18 protein-coding genes are annotated in these 16,994 nt (G+C 56.7%); 6 read left to right on the top strand and 12 right to left on the bottom strand.

Annotated features, from left to right (window positions below; translation table 11 throughout):
- Positions 1 to 29 precede the first annotated feature (29 nt).
- From pseF to G5195_RS03620, 6 genes are read left to right on the top strand one after another with little or no spacing between them, the layout of a single operon-like run.
- Positions 30 to 725, top strand: a complete 696-nt coding sequence (gene pseF / locus G5195_RS03645) for a pseudaminic acid cytidylyltransferase (RefSeq protein WP_227340789.1) — start codon at positions 30 to 32, stop codon at positions 723 to 725.
- On the top strand, positions 715 to 1,971 hold the full coding sequence (gene pseG, locus G5195_RS03640; RefSeq protein ID WP_421223450.1) for a UDP-2,4-diacetamido-2,4,6-trideoxy-beta-L-altropyranose hydrolase: 1,257 nt from the start codon (positions 715 to 717) through the stop codon (positions 1,969 to 1,971). Before pseF ends, pseG begins: the two co-directional genes overlap by 11 nt.
- Before the next feature lie 6 nt (positions 1,972 to 1,977).
- On the top strand, positions 1,978 to 3,024 hold the full coding sequence (pseI, locus tag G5195_RS03635; RefSeq protein WP_421223448.1) for a pseudaminic acid synthase: 1,047 nt from the start codon (positions 1,978 to 1,980) through the stop codon (positions 3,022 to 3,024).
- Positions 3,017 to 4,312 carry a motility associated factor glycosyltransferase family protein gene (locus tag G5195_RS03630; protein ID WP_421223446.1) on the top strand — a complete coding sequence of 432 codons (1,296 nt, stop codon included), beginning with the start codon at positions 3,017 to 3,019 and terminating at the stop codon, positions 4,310 to 4,312. The genes pseI and G5195_RS03630 overlap by 8 nt, the downstream gene beginning before the upstream one ends.
- Entirely contained in the window at positions 4,309 to 4,569 is a 261-nt protein-coding gene (locus G5195_RS03625; RefSeq protein WP_129503720.1) for a hypothetical protein, read from the top strand. The genes G5195_RS03630 and G5195_RS03625 overlap by 4 nt, the downstream gene beginning before the upstream one ends.
- Positions 4,569 to 5,315, top strand: a complete 747-nt coding sequence (locus tag G5195_RS03620) for a class I SAM-dependent methyltransferase (protein WP_129503719.1) — start codon at positions 4,569 to 4,571, stop codon at positions 5,313 to 5,315. The genes G5195_RS03625 and G5195_RS03620 overlap by 1 nt, the downstream gene beginning before the upstream one ends.
- Here G5195_RS03620 and G5195_RS03615 read toward each other — a convergent pair.
- The 12 genes from G5195_RS03615 to flaA all read right to left on the bottom strand — a co-directional run bounded on the left by G5195_RS03615 (position 5,297) and on the right by flaA (position 16,899).
- Entirely contained in the window at positions 5,297 to 6,658 is a 1,362-nt protein-coding gene (locus G5195_RS03615; RefSeq protein WP_421223444.1) for a DUF4910 domain-containing protein, read from the bottom strand. The genes G5195_RS03620 and G5195_RS03615 overlap by 19 nt on opposite strands.
- Positions 6,655 to 7,059: a VOC family protein gene (locus G5195_RS03610; RefSeq protein ID WP_005346679.1), complete on the bottom strand. Its 405-nt coding sequence runs from the start codon at positions 7,057 to 7,059 to the stop codon at positions 6,655 to 6,657. Before G5195_RS03610 ends, G5195_RS03615 begins: the two co-directional genes overlap by 4 nt.
- Positions 7,056 to 7,811, bottom strand: coding sequence for an AAC(3) family N-acetyltransferase (locus G5195_RS03605; protein ID WP_421223442.1), 756 nt, complete (start codon positions 7,809 to 7,811; stop codon positions 7,056 to 7,058). Before G5195_RS03605 ends, G5195_RS03610 begins: the two co-directional genes overlap by 4 nt.
- Positions 7,808 to 8,041, bottom strand: a complete 234-nt coding sequence (locus G5195_RS03600) for an acyl carrier protein (RefSeq protein ID WP_129503716.1) — start codon at positions 8,039 to 8,041, stop codon at positions 7,808 to 7,810. The genes G5195_RS03605 and G5195_RS03600 overlap by 4 nt, the downstream gene beginning before the upstream one ends.
- Positions 8,034 to 9,653: an HAD-IIIC family phosphatase gene (locus G5195_RS03595; protein ID WP_421223440.1), complete on the bottom strand. Its 1,620-nt coding sequence runs from the start codon at positions 9,651 to 9,653 to the stop codon at positions 8,034 to 8,036. Before G5195_RS03595 ends, G5195_RS03600 begins: the two co-directional genes overlap by 8 nt.
- An 85-nt stretch (positions 9,654 to 9,738) precedes the next feature.
- Positions 9,739 to 11,823: a 6-hydroxymethylpterin diphosphokinase MptE-like protein gene (locus G5195_RS03590; protein WP_216954020.1), complete on the bottom strand. Its 2,085-nt coding sequence runs from the start codon at positions 11,821 to 11,823 to the stop codon at positions 9,739 to 9,741.
- Positions 11,824 to 11,829: 6 nt separating this feature from the next.
- A complete protein-coding gene (locus G5195_RS03585; RefSeq protein WP_129503714.1) occupies positions 11,830 to 12,138 on the bottom strand; it encodes a hypothetical protein in 309 nt (102 codons plus the stop codon).
- Complete coding sequence (fliS, locus tag G5195_RS03580; RefSeq protein WP_005346697.1) at positions 12,135 to 12,557, bottom strand: flagellar export chaperone FliS; 423 nt, start codon at positions 12,555 to 12,557, stop codon at positions 12,135 to 12,137. Before fliS ends, G5195_RS03585 begins: the two co-directional genes overlap by 4 nt.
- A 25-nt stretch (positions 12,558 to 12,582) precedes the next feature.
- On the bottom strand, positions 12,583 to 14,001 hold the full coding sequence (gene fliD / locus G5195_RS03575; protein WP_216954022.1) for a flagellar filament capping protein FliD: 1,419 nt from the start codon (positions 13,999 to 14,001) through the stop codon (positions 12,583 to 12,585).
- Positions 14,002 to 14,027: 26 nt separating this feature from the next.
- Positions 14,028 to 14,468, bottom strand: a complete 441-nt coding sequence (locus G5195_RS03570; RefSeq protein ID WP_421223438.1) for a flagellar protein FlaG — start codon at positions 14,466 to 14,468, stop codon at positions 14,028 to 14,030.
- A 33-nt stretch (positions 14,469 to 14,501) separates the two neighbouring features.
- Positions 14,502 to 15,407 (bottom strand): flagellin B, encoded by a 906-nt coding sequence (gene flaB, locus G5195_RS03565; RefSeq protein WP_129503711.1) that lies wholly within the window; start codon positions 15,405 to 15,407, stop codon positions 14,502 to 14,504.
- Between the two features lie 580 nt (positions 15,408 to 15,987).
- Entirely contained in the window at positions 15,988 to 16,899 is a 912-nt protein-coding gene (gene flaA / locus G5195_RS03560; protein WP_129503710.1) for a flagellin A, read from the bottom strand.
- Positions 16,900 to 16,994: the final 95 nt, after the last annotated feature.

Genomic DNA, 16,994 nt, shown 5'->3' with positions numbered 1-16,994 from the left:
AGTCATTAATCCAGCAGAGAGAACCCATCATGGCCATCGCCATTATCCCGGCCCGGGGTGGCAGCAAACGCATTCCACGCAAGAATATCCGCCCCTTTTGTGGCCAGCCCATGCTCGCCTATGCCATCCAAGCAGCGCAACAATCAGGCTGTTTCAACAAGGTGGTGGTCTCCACCGATGATGAGGAGATTGCCGAAGTTGCTCGTCAACTGGGCGCGGAAGTACCATTTCTGCGACCAGCCAACCTCGCCGATGATCACACTGGTACCACCCCTGTGGTGATCGACACCATCCAGCGGCTCGACCAGCTCGGCATCCAGGCAGAGCACTACTGCTGCATCTATGCCACGGTCCCGCTTATTCAAGCCGATGACTTGAAGGCCGCCCATCAGCGACTGATCGCAAGTAATGCTCCCTTTGTCTATACCGTGGCCGAGTTTGGCTTTCCTATTCAGCGCGCCGTGCGCATGGACGAGCAGGGCCGGGTCACCCCCTTCTGGCCGGAGCAGATGGCGAAACGCTCTCAGGATCTGGAGCCTGCCTATCAGGATGCCGGCCAGTTCTACTGGGGCAGCCGTGCGGCCTGGCTGGGAGGGATCAGCCCGGTAGGGGGAGAAGGGATTGGCCATATTCTGCCAAGACACAGGGTGGTCGACATCGACACGCCGGAAGATTGGCACCTGGCCGAACTGCTCTATCAAGTGCTGGCCCAAGATGACGTTTAAGGTTGCCTTCCGGCTCGACGCCGGCACCGAGATTGGGCTGGGTCATCTGATGCGCTGTCTGGCCATCGCCGATCGGCTGAAAACGGCTGGCGCCGAGTGCCACTTCCTCTGCCATCAGCTACCTATGCACCTGTTGCCACTGCTGCACTCCCACCAGCATCACGCTCTCTGTGATCTGGACGATGCAGGCCCCTTGCCCACCTTGCGCCCGGAGTGGCTGGTGTGTGATCACTACCAGATTGATCGGCAAATCGAGCAGACACTGGCAAGTCACTGTGGTCAGTTGCTGGTGATCGACGATCTGGCCGATCGCCCTCATCATGGTCAGTTGCTGCTGGATCAGGGGCCACAGCGCAGCACAGCCGATTACCAGTCACTCGTCCCTGCCGACTGTCGGCTGCTGCTGGGCACCGACTATGCCCTGCTGCGCCCTGCCTATCGCCAGCTAGCACGCCAAAAGGCCAGCCGGTGGCGACATGGCCTCATCTGCTTTGGTGGTGCCGATCCGGCCGGAGCCTGCCTCATCACCCTCAATACGCTGGCTCGACTGCCATGGGCTAAAACCGTCAGCTGGACTCTGGTAGCCGGTGGGGCCAATCCTTTCTGGCCCGAGCTGCAACAAAGGGTTGCCGAACTGCCCGATCTGCCGCTCACCTTGCTGCGTCAGAGCGACCAGATGGCCGACCTGATGAGCCGACACGACTTCGCCATTGGCGCTGCGGGCGGCATGACCTGGGAGCGGGCCTGTCTCGGCCTGCCGACCCTGGCGGTGCCCATCGTCGACAACCAACAGTTTAACGATGAGGTGATCGCCCGCTTCCAGTTGGCAGAGCGGCTGACCCTGAGCGAACTGGATGAACCTGAGCGGCTGATGCAGGCCCTGCAACGACTTGAATTGCAAGCAGATGACTATCGCTGCCACGGCCAGCAACAGGTGGATGGGCTGGGGCTGGATCGGCTCACCGCCTGGCTGCTACCACAATCCGATTATCAACTGTTGCCAGATGGCCAACAGTGGCAACTACGCCATGATGGCAAACTGCTGCTCACCCTGACGCTGAACGGCCAGCGGCTGACATGGCAGGCCACCCGGCCACTTCAACTATCGGAGTGGCAAGAGCTGGCACATCGCTTGCAAACAATTTTCTCCCAATTTCCCCTCTATCTTGCCGAGCCACCGCAGATAGCGCCCCCTGCCCCTTGGCAGCCGGCGCCGCAAGGCTGGCAACTTGGCACAGGAATCTGAACACAGATGCAGATCGATCATCGCCCCATCAACCAGGAACAGGCCCCCTATGTGATTGCCGAACTGTCGGCCAACCACAATGGCAATCTGGACCGCGCCCTGGCCATCATGACCGCCGCCAAAGCAGCGGGTGCCAGCGCCGTCAAGCTGCAAACCTACCGCCCGGATACCATCACCCTCAAAAGTGATCGACCGGAATTTCAGATCCACGGCGGTTTGTGGGATGGCCATAGCCTCTATGACCTTTATGAGTGGGCGCACACCCCCTGGGAGTGGCACCAGGCGCTGTTTGCCAAAGGGCGCGAGCTGGGGCTAACGGTCTTTAGCAGTCCGTTCGATTTCAGTGCGGTGGACTTGCTTGAATCACTGGACTGCCCGGCCTACAAGATCGCCTCCTTCGAGCTGGTGGATCTGCCCCTCATTCGCTACGCCGCCCAGACCGGCAAGCCGCTCATCATGTCCACCGGCATGGCGAACGAGGCCGAGATCGCCGCCGCGGTCGAGATGGCACTCAAACACGGCAACGGCCAGCTGGCCCTGCTGCACTGTGTCAGCGGTTACCCGGCCCCCGCCGCCGAATACAACCTGCGCACCATCCCTATGTTGCGTCAGCGCTTCGGGGTCGAGGTGGGGCTCTCCGATCACACCCTGGGATCGGCCACGGCCATCGCCGCCACTGCGCTCGGGGCGACCCTCATCGAGAAACACTTTACCCTGGCTCGCGCCGACGGCGGGCCGGATTGCGCCTTCTCCATGGAACCGGCCGAACTCACCGAGCTGGTAGCCTCGGTCAATACCGCTCATGCCGCCCTCGGGGTGGCCGATTACCAGCTCACCGCCAGTGAACAGGGCAACCGCGCTTTTCGCCGCTCCCTCTATCTGGTCAAGGAGATGGCCGCCGGTGAGGTGCTCACCGCAGCGCATATCAAGTCGGTGCGCCCCGCCCTCGGCCTGCCCCCGGCCGATTACGATCGGCTCATCGGCAAGCGGGTCAACCGCAGCCTGAGCGCTAACCAACCACTGAGCTGGGAGTGGATAGACAACGATGAGTGATGATCTCTTCAACCAGCACGGCAGGCTCATCAGCCAGCGCTGGCCCGCCCTCTGGCCCCGCCTGCTGGCACAAGACGTGGAAAGCCTGCCGGCCGAGCTGACCGAGGGGCTCGGCTCCACCCTCAGCCTCCACGGCATCCAGCTCACCAGCCGACACGATCGGGTGAAAGAGGCCGAGCTGCAGGCCGCCAGCCTGCCAGAGCAGCCAGTGCTGCACCTCTACGGTACCGGACTCGGCGATCTGCCGCGCGCCCTGCTGGGGCGCAGTGGCCTCAAGCGGCTGGAAGTGAAGATCATGAATGGCGCCCTGTTTGCCCTGGTGCTGCGGCTGCTGGATCAGCAGGACTGGCTGACGGACCCCAGGGTCGAGCTGATGATGGCCGGCGACGAGGGGGAGGTGCGCCTGCCCTTCTTCGCCCTGCCGCCCGAGCTGCTGCTGGTGGAAGATGCCGCCGCCCGCATCCGCGACCGGCTGGTGAGTGAAATAGACTTGCCGTTCGCCCGGGCCAGGTTCGACGCCGAACACCCCGACATCACCCGGCGGCTGGCGGAAAACCGCGATCTGCTGGCTGGCGACGGCGATGTGGCCTCCCTGTTCGGTCTGGCTCAGGGCAAGCAGGCGCTGATCGTGGCGAGCGGTCCGACCCTGCAGCACAACCTGGCCACCCTGCAGGCCCAGTTGCAGACACGGCGTCAGGACTATCTTCTGATTAGCGTCGATACCGCACTGGCGTTTTTGCTCAGCCACGGCATCCGGCCCGACATCGTCGTCACCATAGATGACGCCATCCACGGCAACCGGCTGCCCGCCGCCCAGTCGGCCCAGACCACCCTGGTCTATTACCCCACGGTTCCCACGGCAGCCCTGCTGGCCTGGCAGGGGCCGCGCAAGACAGCCTACTCCCGCAGCCCCATGTATCAGCAGCTGCGGCAGACGCACCCCAAGGGCGTGCTGCACTCGGGCGGCAGCGTCATTCATCCCGCGGTGGATCTCGCCGTACAGATGGGTTGCCACCAGGTCATCCTGCTGGGCACCGACTTCGCCTTTCCCGGCGAACTCACCCACTCGGGCTGGGCCGATGGTGCGCTCGGCCCCAGCGCCGCGCAGGCACTCAGCTGGGCCCTCGACGGCCATGGCCGGCGGGTCAAGACCAATCCGAACTTTTCCGCCTACCGCACCGAGCTCGAGCGCTACATAGCGCGCCACCCCGAGGTACAGTTCTGGAACTGCAGCCGGGAAGGCGCGGAGATCGCCGGCTGCCGCTATCACCCGGAGTACGTGCAATGAAAAACGACCAGATCACCCGCCTAACCGCCCTGGCGCACCAGTTTCGACTGGGGCAGTCGGTTGCTGCGAGTCAGGCATTGCCGGAACTGCTGCAAGAGGTGCTCACCGAGCAGGGCAACCTGCCGCCCGGGTTGGTAGCCGCCCTGCTGCAGTGCCAGGAACGGCAGGACTGGCTAGGGCTGGCCGATTACCTCGAATATGAAGTGGTGCACTGCCTGTCGACCCCGGCCGGCGACACAAACACAGGAGACTACTGATGATCAAGGCCATTTCCAACGCCTCCGAGAAAGAGCTGTCACGTCGCCAGGCCTTCAGCGAGTTGCTGCACGCCAGCCCGCTGCCCGCAGCCGAGCTGCAGAACAACCTGGGCCTCTACCTCAAGCGCCAGTCGCTCTCCCGCATCCTGTTCATGCACGAGCTGTATCAGAAGATCGTGCCGGTCCACGGCGTCATCATGGATTTCGGTACCCGCTGGGGTCAAAACCTAGCGCTTTTCTCCTCGTTTCGCGGCATGTATGAACCCTACAACTACAACCGCAAGCTGGTGGGATTCGATACCTTCAGCGGCTTCCCTTCCCACGCTCCGCAGGATGGCAGCGACGCCGCCATCCAGCCGGGTGCCTACGGGGTGACGCCGGGCTATGAGCAGCATCTGGCCCAACTGCTCGCCGCCCATGAGGCGGAAAGCCCGCTGGAGCATATCGTCAAGCATGAGTTAGTGAAGGGGGATGTGACCGAGACGCTGCCAGCTTATCTGGCTCGCCAGCCGGAGACCATGGTTGCGCTGGCCTATTTTGACTTTGATCTTTACGAGCCGACCCGCCGCTGCCTCGAGCTCATCAAGCCGCACCTGACCAAGGGATCCGTGCTGGCATTCGATGAGCTCAACTGGCCCGCCTTTCCGGGGGAGACCCTGGCCCTCAAGGAGGTGTTGGGGCTGGATCGCTACGCCATCCGCCGCACTCCGCACAACCCAGGGCCAGCCTATCTGGTGATCGAGTAGTCCGGTTGCGGGCTGATGCGACGCAGCAGCCCGGCATCCAGCAGCATCCGCGCCAGCGGCTCCACCCGCCAGAACGGCGTCCCTATGGTCTCGGCAATCTCGAATAGAGTCAGCTTGCCGTCGCTGTAGGCCAGCAGATTCATCATCTCCCGCACCTGCCAGCCCGAATAGCGGGTCGACAAATCCGGGTAGAGCCCCCGCTTGCCGAGCTGGGGTTCGCCCAGCACAGTAACCTCGCAGCGCTCGTCCAGCTCCAGACACTCGATGGCACGGCGCAGCGCCATGAAGCCGCCCGCCAGACCGGCCGGTGTCACCAGCGAGAGGTCATCGAGCGAGGTGTGGTACTCGGCATAACAGCCGTATCGGCTGCGCATCACCGAGGTGACCGGCAGATCGATGCCGGGCGCGCACAGCTGCCGCTCGTTGGAGCCCCGCTCCAGGAAGCTGTAGGCTTTGTAGCCCGGCGCAAGATGACCCAGCACATGGCGACCGATGCGATCCGCCAACGTGTTGCCTTGGCGTGAGGGCAGGAAGGAGTAGCTGCGGTCATCGCCAAGACAGGTCAGGTTGAAGCCGGCCAGGGTGCGCTGCTTGAGCTGGTCCAGATGGCGGGAGAGATAGACGATGGCCCCCAGGGTTTCAGGCACCAGCATCAGCCGGTAGCTGTAGCGACGTGTGGGCAGTGACGCAAGCCAGGCCATCAGGAATACACCGACACAGGGGCCGGAAAGCTCGTTGTTGGCCATGGAGGGGTGACAGGTGTAGCTCGACAGCAAGATCTCCTGCTCGCTCTCCCCCGGCAGCACCCAGTCACCATAGGTGAGCGAGCCCGGGGCCAGGGTGGCATCGATCACCACCTGATATTCTCCCTCCGGCAGCGCTTCACGCAGCCGATGGGGCAGACAGAAGCCCCAGCGGCGCTTGTAGTAGGAGGTCACATAGGGAATGGCATCCGGCTGCTCGGGCAGAGAGTGGAGATGGGGCTGCAGCTCGGCAAGCGAGAGGGTGCAGCGCACCGGCTCCGAGTAACCGACCAGATGCAGGTTGTGATCCTGGAAGTCCACCACTCTGCGTCCATCCGGCCCCACTATGTAGGCTTCCCGCACGTTCCATTCGTCAGGCACTGTCCAGTCGAAACACTCGGTGCCGCTGGCCACTTCATGGATCCGCAGCTCGGGCAGGCAGTGCTCGCGCCACAGGGCCAGCGACTGCCGAACCCCGTCCCCGGTCAGGCTGCGATTGAGCGGAAACAGAAGGGTGAGCAGCCGATGCAGCTGTTCACCGACTTGTGCCTGGTCGTCCCAGTCGGTGGGCAGATAGCCGCTCTTGGGTGAAAAACTCATGGGGTGGGTGCCTCGATCAATTCGACAATGTGGCCAAGGGGGCTCAGGAAAAACTGGACGTGGGCGCCGCCAAACGCGATGGCTGGCTGGCTGGGCCCGAGGGGAAGATGACGCTGGGCCCGCAGTTTTTCGGCAGCCATTGCCAGGTCTGCCACCTCATAGGCCAGATGATTAAGCAGGTTATGACGGGTTCGTAGCGCCTGACTGACGGGGCTATCATCACTGGCAGGTGCAATCAGTTCATAGCAAATCCCCGCATCATCATAGGCAAAACAGATATGCACCCGCTGCAACGGATCGAGCACCGGCTCGCTAAAGCGGGAAAGCCCGAGGGTCTCGCAACAATAACGTACGCCAAGATCCAGTTCGGCCACCACCAGTCCAATATGGTGCAGTTTCATCTCCCCTCCCTGATAAGCGCATGGGGATGGACAGCGATCAGCTCTTTTGCCACCGCGGCAAAGTCGGCGCAGCGAACGGCCCAGACTGGTAAACGGCCAAATAACCCCTGGTGCCATTTGTCCTGATTTTTAAGGGCTTCAACCAGACGGGAAAGATCTATCTCGCTGGCCAGATCGAGTCTTCGCACAAAGTAGTCACAATGCCAGGGGCACACCATTCCCTGCTCGCGGACATCACCCTCAAAGCGTTTCATAAAGCGATAATCGACACCTAGTTGCTGCTCGACATAGTGGGTGAAGGTAATGCGATCTGGATGACAGGCAAAACCGGCAATCCAGCCATCGTGAGCCGCCAACCAGGCGAAGGGGCTCTCTTCACCAAAGCAGTCATGGCCCCCTGCTGCAACCACCTGGTCACGCCCCGCTCCCCATACCGCAACGCTGAAGATGGGATCGCGGGTCCGCGCAACCCCTGGCAGAGTGCGAAACTGCTCCGTCATCAACCCGACTTCACTGGGGGATGTCGCCCTGTCGAAACAGCTCTGGCGAGTCAGGCTATACGTGAATGTTGGCACCAGCAGAGTGCCCTCGTTTCCAAGCCACTCCTGCATCCCCAACCAAAAAGCATGCATGCCGGCTTCATTGCCCCGTCCTGGAAACTGGGCTACCGCCATGGCGTCAGAGTGAACCATCAAGGCGCTTCCGCGCGCGATCCCGAGAGTGCTCAACGCATGAGAGAGAGCCTCAATCACAGGGCAAGACCACGACGCAACAGCGCATCACGAATATCCCGAAGTTGCTTCATCGTCGCCAGCTCTTCAGGCTCGAAGCGTACCGAGAACGTCTGTTCAACCAGTAACAGAAAATTGAAATGACCGAGCGAATCCCATTCCGGAAAGGCCCCAAGTCCCAACTGATAGTCGCCTCGCGTGACGGTTGCAAAAGGAAACTGCTGTTCCAACAAAGTGAAGAGATCAGTCATGGTGATAAAACTCCAAAAAAGGCAAATTCAGCTGTTCGAGCGCCAGACTATGGTAATGCTCATGGGAAAAACGGGCGGGATCCGGATTATCACAGGGGGTCAACGACAGGGATGCCAACCATGTCAGCGCAGGTTCATTACGTGCACAACGGTTCGAGCCAATAACCAGACGCTCGACCCCCGCCTCGCGCAATGCAGCCGAGACGCTATCCAGTAACCAATATTCGAGTCCTCTGGACAACACTCTGCAACTCAGAGCCAGCGTATCGAGCAATGCCAGTTTGGGCGTGAGGTTTATGATCAGCACCAAGCCAACCAAACCATGATCGGCAAAGCGATCCTGCAACGACACTAGCCAGCACCAGCCAGACTGCGCCAGCCGTTTGAGCTCGCTCGCCTCATATCGCTGACAGGAGAGATTAAACTGGTTGGTTTTATGGATGATCTGCTCGGCACGAGCAAGGTTATCCACCGCCAACGGCTGTATCGCCGCACGCAACGACAAAGAGGCGAGAAAATGTTGTTCACTGCCAACCTCGCTACGTAACCGGGCGGCATCTGCCAATGCCAGATAGGAGGCCTGACGAAGAGCGTCATCACCACTGAAGATGCGGGAGAACCCCCCATAAGTGAGCAAGGTTGTAGGCCATGCCCAAATATCTGCTGGTGGTTCAATGACATCGACTTGTGGCAGGGCATGGCGAACTTCAGCCCTTTCCAGGGGGGAATCATCCCAGAAGACCAAGGCCTCAAGCCCCAGATTGAGGCTGGCGGCAATATGTCGCAAACCTTGAGATTTCGAGCCCCAACCAATGGCAGATGCTGCAATATTTCGCCTTTTGAGTCTCATGGCGCCATGCTGCTCAAACACCAGCCAAACATCTGCAGGCTCGTTTTTAGAGCACAATGCCAACAACACGCCGCGCTGATACCAGTAAAGCGCCGCATCCTGAAACGACTGATAGAGTTTGCCGAGACCGTCCTGACCAAGGTAAAGGCCAGTCAACCCCTCTTCACCCACTACCCCCCCCCACAGGGTATTGTCACAATCGAGCACCAGCACCTTGCGTATTGGCGCCTGATCAAGCATCCAACGCGCGGCAATCCAGTCGGCAAGGCTGGTCAAGCCGTGCATCGAGAGAGGACAAGAAAGAAGGTAACGATTACGCTCGTCCACACAATGGGCTCGCCCCTGCTCAGAGAGCCAGCGACCCAGCCCCAAATCCCTAATGTGGTGACGTGCAAGCGCTCGGGTAAAGCAGACATCCAGCTGCATCATCCAGGGATGAAGAGCGCTACTCACACCACCGCCTTGCAGTGAACAGGCACCAAGATAAAGATGAGGGAGCCCCCGCAGTGGCGAGAGCAATGCTTCCAACCAGGTGTCGATGGTCTCGGACAATGCGGGTTCAGCCAAGGTGTACCAATGCTTGCATTCGCTGTCGGTCAGCAGTTGCTCCCAAAACCAGAGCACCAGATGTCCGTCACAAGCGGCCATCGGCTGCCATTGACCTTGAGGGCAAAATTGCAACTGTGCATGTCGGGCCAAAGGAGCCCATGCCACATTACCGGGCATGAGAAATGCGGTGGATGCCAGGGAAAGGGTGGCCATATATGCACCTGAAATGATTAAATACTTCTATATCATACTGTTAGGGAATGGAGATGAACAGAGTCATCCCCATCCGATTCAAGGACTAGCGCTTGAACACATCCAGGCCGGTAAAATAGGTGGTATCATGGCCATCGAACGCATCGGCATACATCACTTTGCTGTCCTCGAAAAATAACTCCAGGATTGCCTGCGCCTCTTTTATCTTGACCGCCAGTACCTCGGGTTCTGCTGTCACCTGCGACATCATCAGGCTGATGATATTGGCGTAGAAATAGTTCATTGAACCGATCAAGACCCGATAGAGATGGGATTCGCGGCTCATCAACAGATAAAGCAGATAGTCGTGATGGCGTTGCATCATGGCCAATACCGCATTGTGTTCACAGGCTACCTGGCGCCAGTCATCGCGCAACTTGTCTACCAGCTCAACGAACAGCGGCACCTGCAATGCAGCAGCGAAATCAACGCTGCTCATGTCAAAGGACTGGAAACAAGTGGCCATCACTTCATCCATGAGCGGGATTTTGTCGAGTACCGGCCATTCAGGTTGCAACGATTCAACACGACGAGGGATTGCCCCTTCTATATAAGCGCCGTCACTACTGTTGACGCACTGCATCTCGGGATAATCACGCAATACACTGGCCATATTGTGAATGGCTAGCCCAAACAGATGATTGATACGCACTTCGTCGCCAAAGTTACCCGGAGCCGGGAAAGTATCCTTTAAATTTTCCTCGTATTTCGCCTCTTGCTTGTCGTTGTAATAGAGACTCAGGCTGGAGTGATGCTGTCCGGCTGTTTTATAGCCATTGTCGATACCAAACAAATACACCTGCTTGAAACCAAGCAAGGCCGCATAATTGAGGCCGGTATTGCCGACGAACGGGTTGGAAAATTCAATGGTATCGTACTCAAATGCCTGACCAAACGCGCTAATCAGCATGGAGAACATCGGCTCGTTGGGCTTGAACGCCAACCCTGTTTTACGAAAGAAGCGCTTGCATTCAGGGTGAATGACATCAACGCTCAGAAACACGGTGTCCTTTATAAAGTCATCGGCATTGAGAATGCTCAGAAAATCGGCTGAGCTCTTGGTGCGCTCCACTGCAACGTAGATATCCGGTTTTACGCCAACTTTGTAGAGTGCACTGACCGCAGTACCGCAGGCGATAATGATTGCCTGCTGCTGATGCTGCCGGATGAACTCGATGCTCTGATCCAGCGAGGGGCCATTGCCAACCACAAAGACAGGGATCTGCTCGAAGGCACGGCTATCGCGCCACCGTTTCAGAAAGGGGGTGCCGTCTTGCAGATGGGTGTGGCTATGGGCAAGTGCATAGATGTTGTCATCAAAGAACCCCCACCCCGTTTTGAGCAGATAGAACTCCCTTTCCACCTGTGTTATCAAGGCGTGCAGCTTGGGGGAATGGTAATGACAGAACGAGAAATAGCTTGCCGACCAGAATGCCCCCTTGCGATGCAGCGCCTCCATCATGTCAGCGACCAGCAATCGCTCGTCAACACCGATAAAGAGGTGCAGACTGATCGACTCCTCCTCCATGTAGGCGAGCAGCTGATGCCAATCAAAACAGAAGAGCGAGGCGTAAAACATGTCAAGATCAGGCTCGAAAGCAAACAGATTCTTGATCTTGCACTGTTCATACAAGCAACCGAGCTGGTAGCCCAAACCAATGCCATACATCAGTGCCAGAGGAATATCGGTATGTAATGCTGCCTTTAGACGCAACCCTTCCAGAGCTGAGTTCTCTTTTAATTTGGAGATTTCATTGTTGTATTTGATATGGATTTGGCCATCGATATACCACTGGGGCACAAAATCGATGCACTGCAAGACACTGTGTTCAATGACCTCGGCAATCTGCGACTGAACCTCGCTAAATGGATCATCCCCATAAAGCGAGATACCCTCATCGAGCCACAGAATATTGGGAACGCCGTTTTCATTACAGAAGAAACGAAAAGGCCTGGCAGGCTGGTACTCCTTGAAAAAGTCATGAATGGCGGGCATGTATTTGGCAAACGCAGCCATATTGAGTTCATAACGAACGGGGAGTACTTCCAGCATGGCGGCCTCCTGCTGCTTTTGCAGAGCCAGGCGTGCCAGTTCACTTTCTACATCATGAATCTTGTGATGGATATCCATGTCAGACTAACCTGCATTCAGCTTGTAAAGACCGGATGCACGTCCGGCCTGGGAGAATTGTCGTAATTGTGCTTCAGCCTGCTGCTTTTCCTGACCCACCCAATCATAAATAAGCTGGAACTGCATCAGTGCCTGCCGCTGTTCCACATTGAGAGTCTCTCCCCAAGGCAGTGACCCGAATACCTCTTCAAGAGCATGCAGATAAAGTTCAGCCAGCTGTTCTGCTGCAACCAGCTCACCTTGCACCAGTAGAGACTGCAACTGCTCGCCCTGTCTCATCAAGGCAGACACAGAAGTACTATTGACCTCATTCATGCCGGTCTGCCTACCTTTTGCTGTGCCAGCGCCTTGTCTCGCTCATCGACAGGGATGGCATCCCAACCGCTCTTGACCGTCAGCATCAGGTTCATCACTTCATCAATGGCGCCTACATCCATGTCACGGCTGGCATCCATCATGCGCACTTTCATATAGTCATAAAGTGCGAACAGGTCTTCGGGGACCTTGCCATAAGAGAGATCAAGTGAATCTTGCAGACCATTGATAATGGCCAGCGTCTTGGAGATAGATTGGGACTTACCCTCGAAATCGCGACGCTCGACTGCACCGCGAGCCTGAGCGAGACGTTCGAGACACCCTTGCATCAATAACTGGATCACGCGATAGGGATCCGCCACTGCCAGCTCAGACTGCAAACTCTGGGTTGTATAGGCCTTGATCGTTTTTCGATACATACGAGACTCAGCTCCTGACTACAAATTAACTGGTTTTGTTGTTGGTATTGAGCAGGTTGAGATAGGAGGCAGATTTGTTCATCTTGGCCAGCAAGGTATCCAGACTGCCGTAGCGTGCCCTCAACGTCTCTTCATACTTGGTGAGCTGCGCCGCGACATCTGCTTGTTTGCGGTTGACATCACGCAGATCAGAATTGAGTGTCTCTTCCCGCTTGGCAAGCAGTCCCCCTGTCTTGGAGTAGGTCTCAAGCTGGCTGGCCAACTTGCCAGCAACACCGTCCTTGCCACCAAATACAGCCACTACCTGGTCGAAGTTCTTCTCGACCGCTTCATCGAATTTCGTCGAATCAAGTGAGAGCACTCCCTTGTTGTCCATCTTGACCCCCAACTGAAAGATGGTAGAGAAGGTCGAAGAGTTGTTAGAAGGCTCGGTGACGGTGCCACTCATCAGGTTGGTCACAGCCTTGGTCGTCGCATCCCCCGCCAGGGCTCCACCATCATTCTGGCTGACACCGGCCACGATAGAGCTGCGTTTGCCCAGATCGGTGCTCTTCTTCACCAGAGCGTTATAGCCATCGATGAAGCTCTGCACCATGGTTTTGATGCCAGCCTTGTCTGTCGTCACATCCACTCTGTTTGGCTTGTAAGTGGTCGTCACGGTACCATCACTCGGGTTCGTGGTAGTGGTGCTCTCCGACTCTTTCAACACCGTAATCTTTAGACCCACAATGGTGCCATCAAAGGTGTTGGTCGCACTGGTCAATTTATTGCCATCCACGCTTATCTCGGCATCACGGGCTTGTTGCTTCTGGGTCAGCTTGGAGATGAAATTGTCAGTCAATTCAGGTGTACTGCCGGTTATCTGCAGATCTTTACCTGTTCCACTGACACCGGAGTCAATCACAAGGGCCGCCTTGCCATCGGAGGTATTCATGATATTGACGCTAAGACCAAAGTTGTCACTATCATTGTTGATCCGCTTGCGAATGGACTGGAGTGAATCCCCTGCTTTAACATCCACATCAAAGGTCTTGTCACCTGCTTTGAATGTCAGGGTGCCATCTTGAGTGATCATGGGCGTGGTAGAAGAGGCGAAACTACCTTCAAATTTGCTGGTCTTCGCCAATTTTTCGACACTGATGTCATATTGCCCGTTGGAAGCGCCACTCTTGCTCTCCACCTTGAGAACCGGATTATCTTTATCCTGGGTGATGTTTATCGCACGTTTGTTAAACGCGTCATCCTTTGACATAGCCTGCAGAGTGGTGACAAAAGTCGCGATCGCTGACTTCAGCTGGCCTACCCCTGAGAGAGTGATCTGGGCATTGGTCTTTTTGGTGGTAATTGGCTGCAACAGCTGCGCCTTCTTGGCATCAACACTTGCAGCAATGACAGACTCCAAGTCCAGTCCAGAGCCCGCACCAGCAGACGTAATTGTGGCCATACTCACTCTCCTCGCAAACGTAACTATTAAATCTCTTTATCAAGCAATAACCCGACTCGAGAGCCACCGCCAATCACATCACCTTCGCGCAGAGCCTGGATTCGTTTGCTGATAGCCAGCAACTCTTCACTTGGTATCTGACGGATCATTGATTTGGTATCGGCATCCATTACCTTGATAACAACCTGCTCCAGTTCCTTTTCAACACTGAAATTGACGGTCCATCCTTGCAACTGACTGAACTCTTGCAAGTTTTGTACCCCTTTCTCAATTTCCTTGTCTGAAATCTTCGGCTTGCCAGCCCTCTCCTGCTCAGGCAGCCCCTGTTGCTTTTCCATGTCCTTTGCCGTCCCCCGCTGCTCTTCTGATGTGCCAGATAGCACTTGAGCGGCCGACTGGCCGCTCTTGCTACTTGACTGAAGAGAAGAAGGAGTGACCGATGACGGAATTCCAATTTCATTGGCCATATCGTCGCTCCTTTTTTATCTCATCACAGCCTGTTAACCCAGCAGGGACAGGGCTGATTGCGGTCTTTGGTTGGCTTGAGCCAGGATGCTGGAAGCAGCCTGTTGCAGAATGTTCTGCTTGGTCAGATTAGCGGTCTCGGTTGCAAAGTCTGCGTCACGGATACGAGAACGTGCTGCGCTCAGGTTTTCAGAGACGTTGGACTGGTTGCGAATGGTGGAGTCAAACCGGTTCTGCACCGCACCCAGCTCTGCCCGCTTGCTGTCTACCGCCTTGATCATGAAATCAAGGTTGGCCATGGCCAGCTGGGCGGCGCTGGCAGAGCTGATGCTGCTGACGCTGGTAGAGGTTACTGCAGATGTTCCCTTGGTCACGGTATAGGGCTCGCCAGAGGCACTGGTAGCAACGGTCGCGCTTCCCTTGGTTGATGCCGCAATCCCACTGATGGTAAAGGCGGAAGTCATCTTGAAGGTAATAGTCTGACCAGCATCCGCCCCCACCTGGAACGACCCCTTGTAGTTGCCATCCAGCAGCTTCTGGCCACCGAAAGTGGTGTCGTTGGAGATACGGTTGATCTCTGTAGTCAGTTGGTCAAACTCTTGCTGCAATGCAGTACGGTCATCGGTGTTGTTGGAACCGTTAGCAGATTGCTGTGCCAGCGTGCGCATACGCTGCAGCATACTGGTCACTTCATCCATGGCCCCTTCAGCCGTTTGAGCAACCGAGATACCATCGTTGGCGTTGCGGTTACCTTGATCCAAACCGTTGATCTGGGAAGTCAAACGGTTGGAGATCTGCAAACCGGCAGCATCATCTTTGGCAGTGTTGATACGAAGTCCCGATGCCAGTCTGGTGTAAGAGGTATCCAGAGACTTGTTGGTATTCATCAGGTTACGCTGGGCGTTCAGTGATGAAGTATTCGTGTTGATATACATGGCCATAAAATATTCTCCCGAAGAACATGCGACTGCGGGTTGCGCCGTCAAAGCGGCGTCCCACCGTTAGAAGAACAGGTTGAACGAGCCTGAGTCTTCTGGCGGGTGTCTGTTTGAACGGACAGGTCACCCGCAGTAGTGCAAACGTTGGATTCCGAACACCCCTCGATTGCTTCACCTTGTTTAACGGCAGTGCAGAGGCAAGCTTTAGGAAAATTGTTGCCTAACGCGGCAATTTTTCTCCGGTACATGGCAAGGAAAGCCAGATGGCAAACATAGTGCAAGACGTAAATAGAGGGGTTGCAAGATGGTGTGACAGGATTATTTTTGTGGCACGGTTTGTGCTTAGGTTGGGTAGAGTGACGTCGATTTGACGACACAATAAAAAGAGGCCGGTAAACCGGCCTAAAGATGAGCATATGCTCAGGAGAATATGACCAAGCGTGACAGAACTGAACAGCTGGACAACACTTGGCATTACTAGTAGAGAATTATATCTCTCCCGATAGAACAGAGTGCGAACCGAACACCCCTTTGTTCCATCTCTTGACCAGGGCGGCCTGAACAACCGCCCTGTTTTCTTTTGTTAGCCTTGCAGCAGCGAAAGAGCTGACTGGGGGCGCTGGTTCGCCTGGGCCAGTATGGTTGATGCGGCCTGTTGCAAGATATTCTGCTTGGTCAGGTTTGCAGTCTCGGTGGCGAAGTCTGCATCACGGATACGTGAGCGTGCAGCACTAACGTTTTCGGAGACGTTCGCCTGGTTGCGAATGGTCGAGTCAAACCGGTTTTGTACCGCCCCCAGTTCAGCACGCTTGCTGTCCACCACCTTTATCATGTAATCCAGGTTGGCCATAGCCGACTGGGCCGAGCTTGCAGCTGTAATGGTCGACATACTGGTAGATGTGACCGGCGTTCCTGCTGTCTTCGTGATGTTATACGGCTCGCCCGAGGTCGTGGTTGCCACTGTCGCACTACCACTGGTGGCAGAGGCCATGCCCGAGATAGTAAAGGCGGTCGTCATCCGGAAGGTGATGGTCTGCCCTGCGTCTGCCCCCACCTGGAAGGTGCCCACATAGCCGCCATTGAGCAGGTTCTGGCCACCGAAGGTGGTATCTTTGGCTACCCGGTCGATCTCAGTCATCAGCTGAGTGTACTCTTGCTGCAGCGCGGTACGGTCATCTGTGTTGTTGGAGCCGTTGGCTGACTGTTGAGCCAGCGTACGCATCCGTTGCAGCATGGAAGTAATTTCATCCATTGCCCCTTCGGCAGTTTGGGCAACAGAGATACCGTCATTGGCATTACGATTACCTTGATCCAGACCGTTGATCTGGGAGGTCAAACGGTTGGCAATTTGCAGGCCGGCGGCATCGTCTTTGGCGCTGTTGATACGCAGACCGGATGCCAGTCGAGTGTAGGATGTATCCAGTGATTTGGTCGTGTTCATCAGGTTACGCTGAGCGTTGAGTGATGAAACGTTAGTGTTGATATAAAGGCCCATGACTATTCTCCTAAGCTATTAAATTTACTCTTCTATTTGCTCTGGCTTTATTATTTTCTGTGCCCGATGCGTCTTATTTAACGGCCCGTTTTTCG

The sequence above is a fragment of the Aeromonas sp. 601039 genome, assembly GCF_049174415.1.
GTDB classification, from domain to species: domain Bacteria; phylum Pseudomonadota; class Gammaproteobacteria; order Enterobacterales; family Aeromonadaceae; genus Aeromonas; species Aeromonas veronii_A.
Note: the sequence above shows the minus strand (reverse complement) of the source record. Positions and strands in the feature narration are given on the sequence as shown.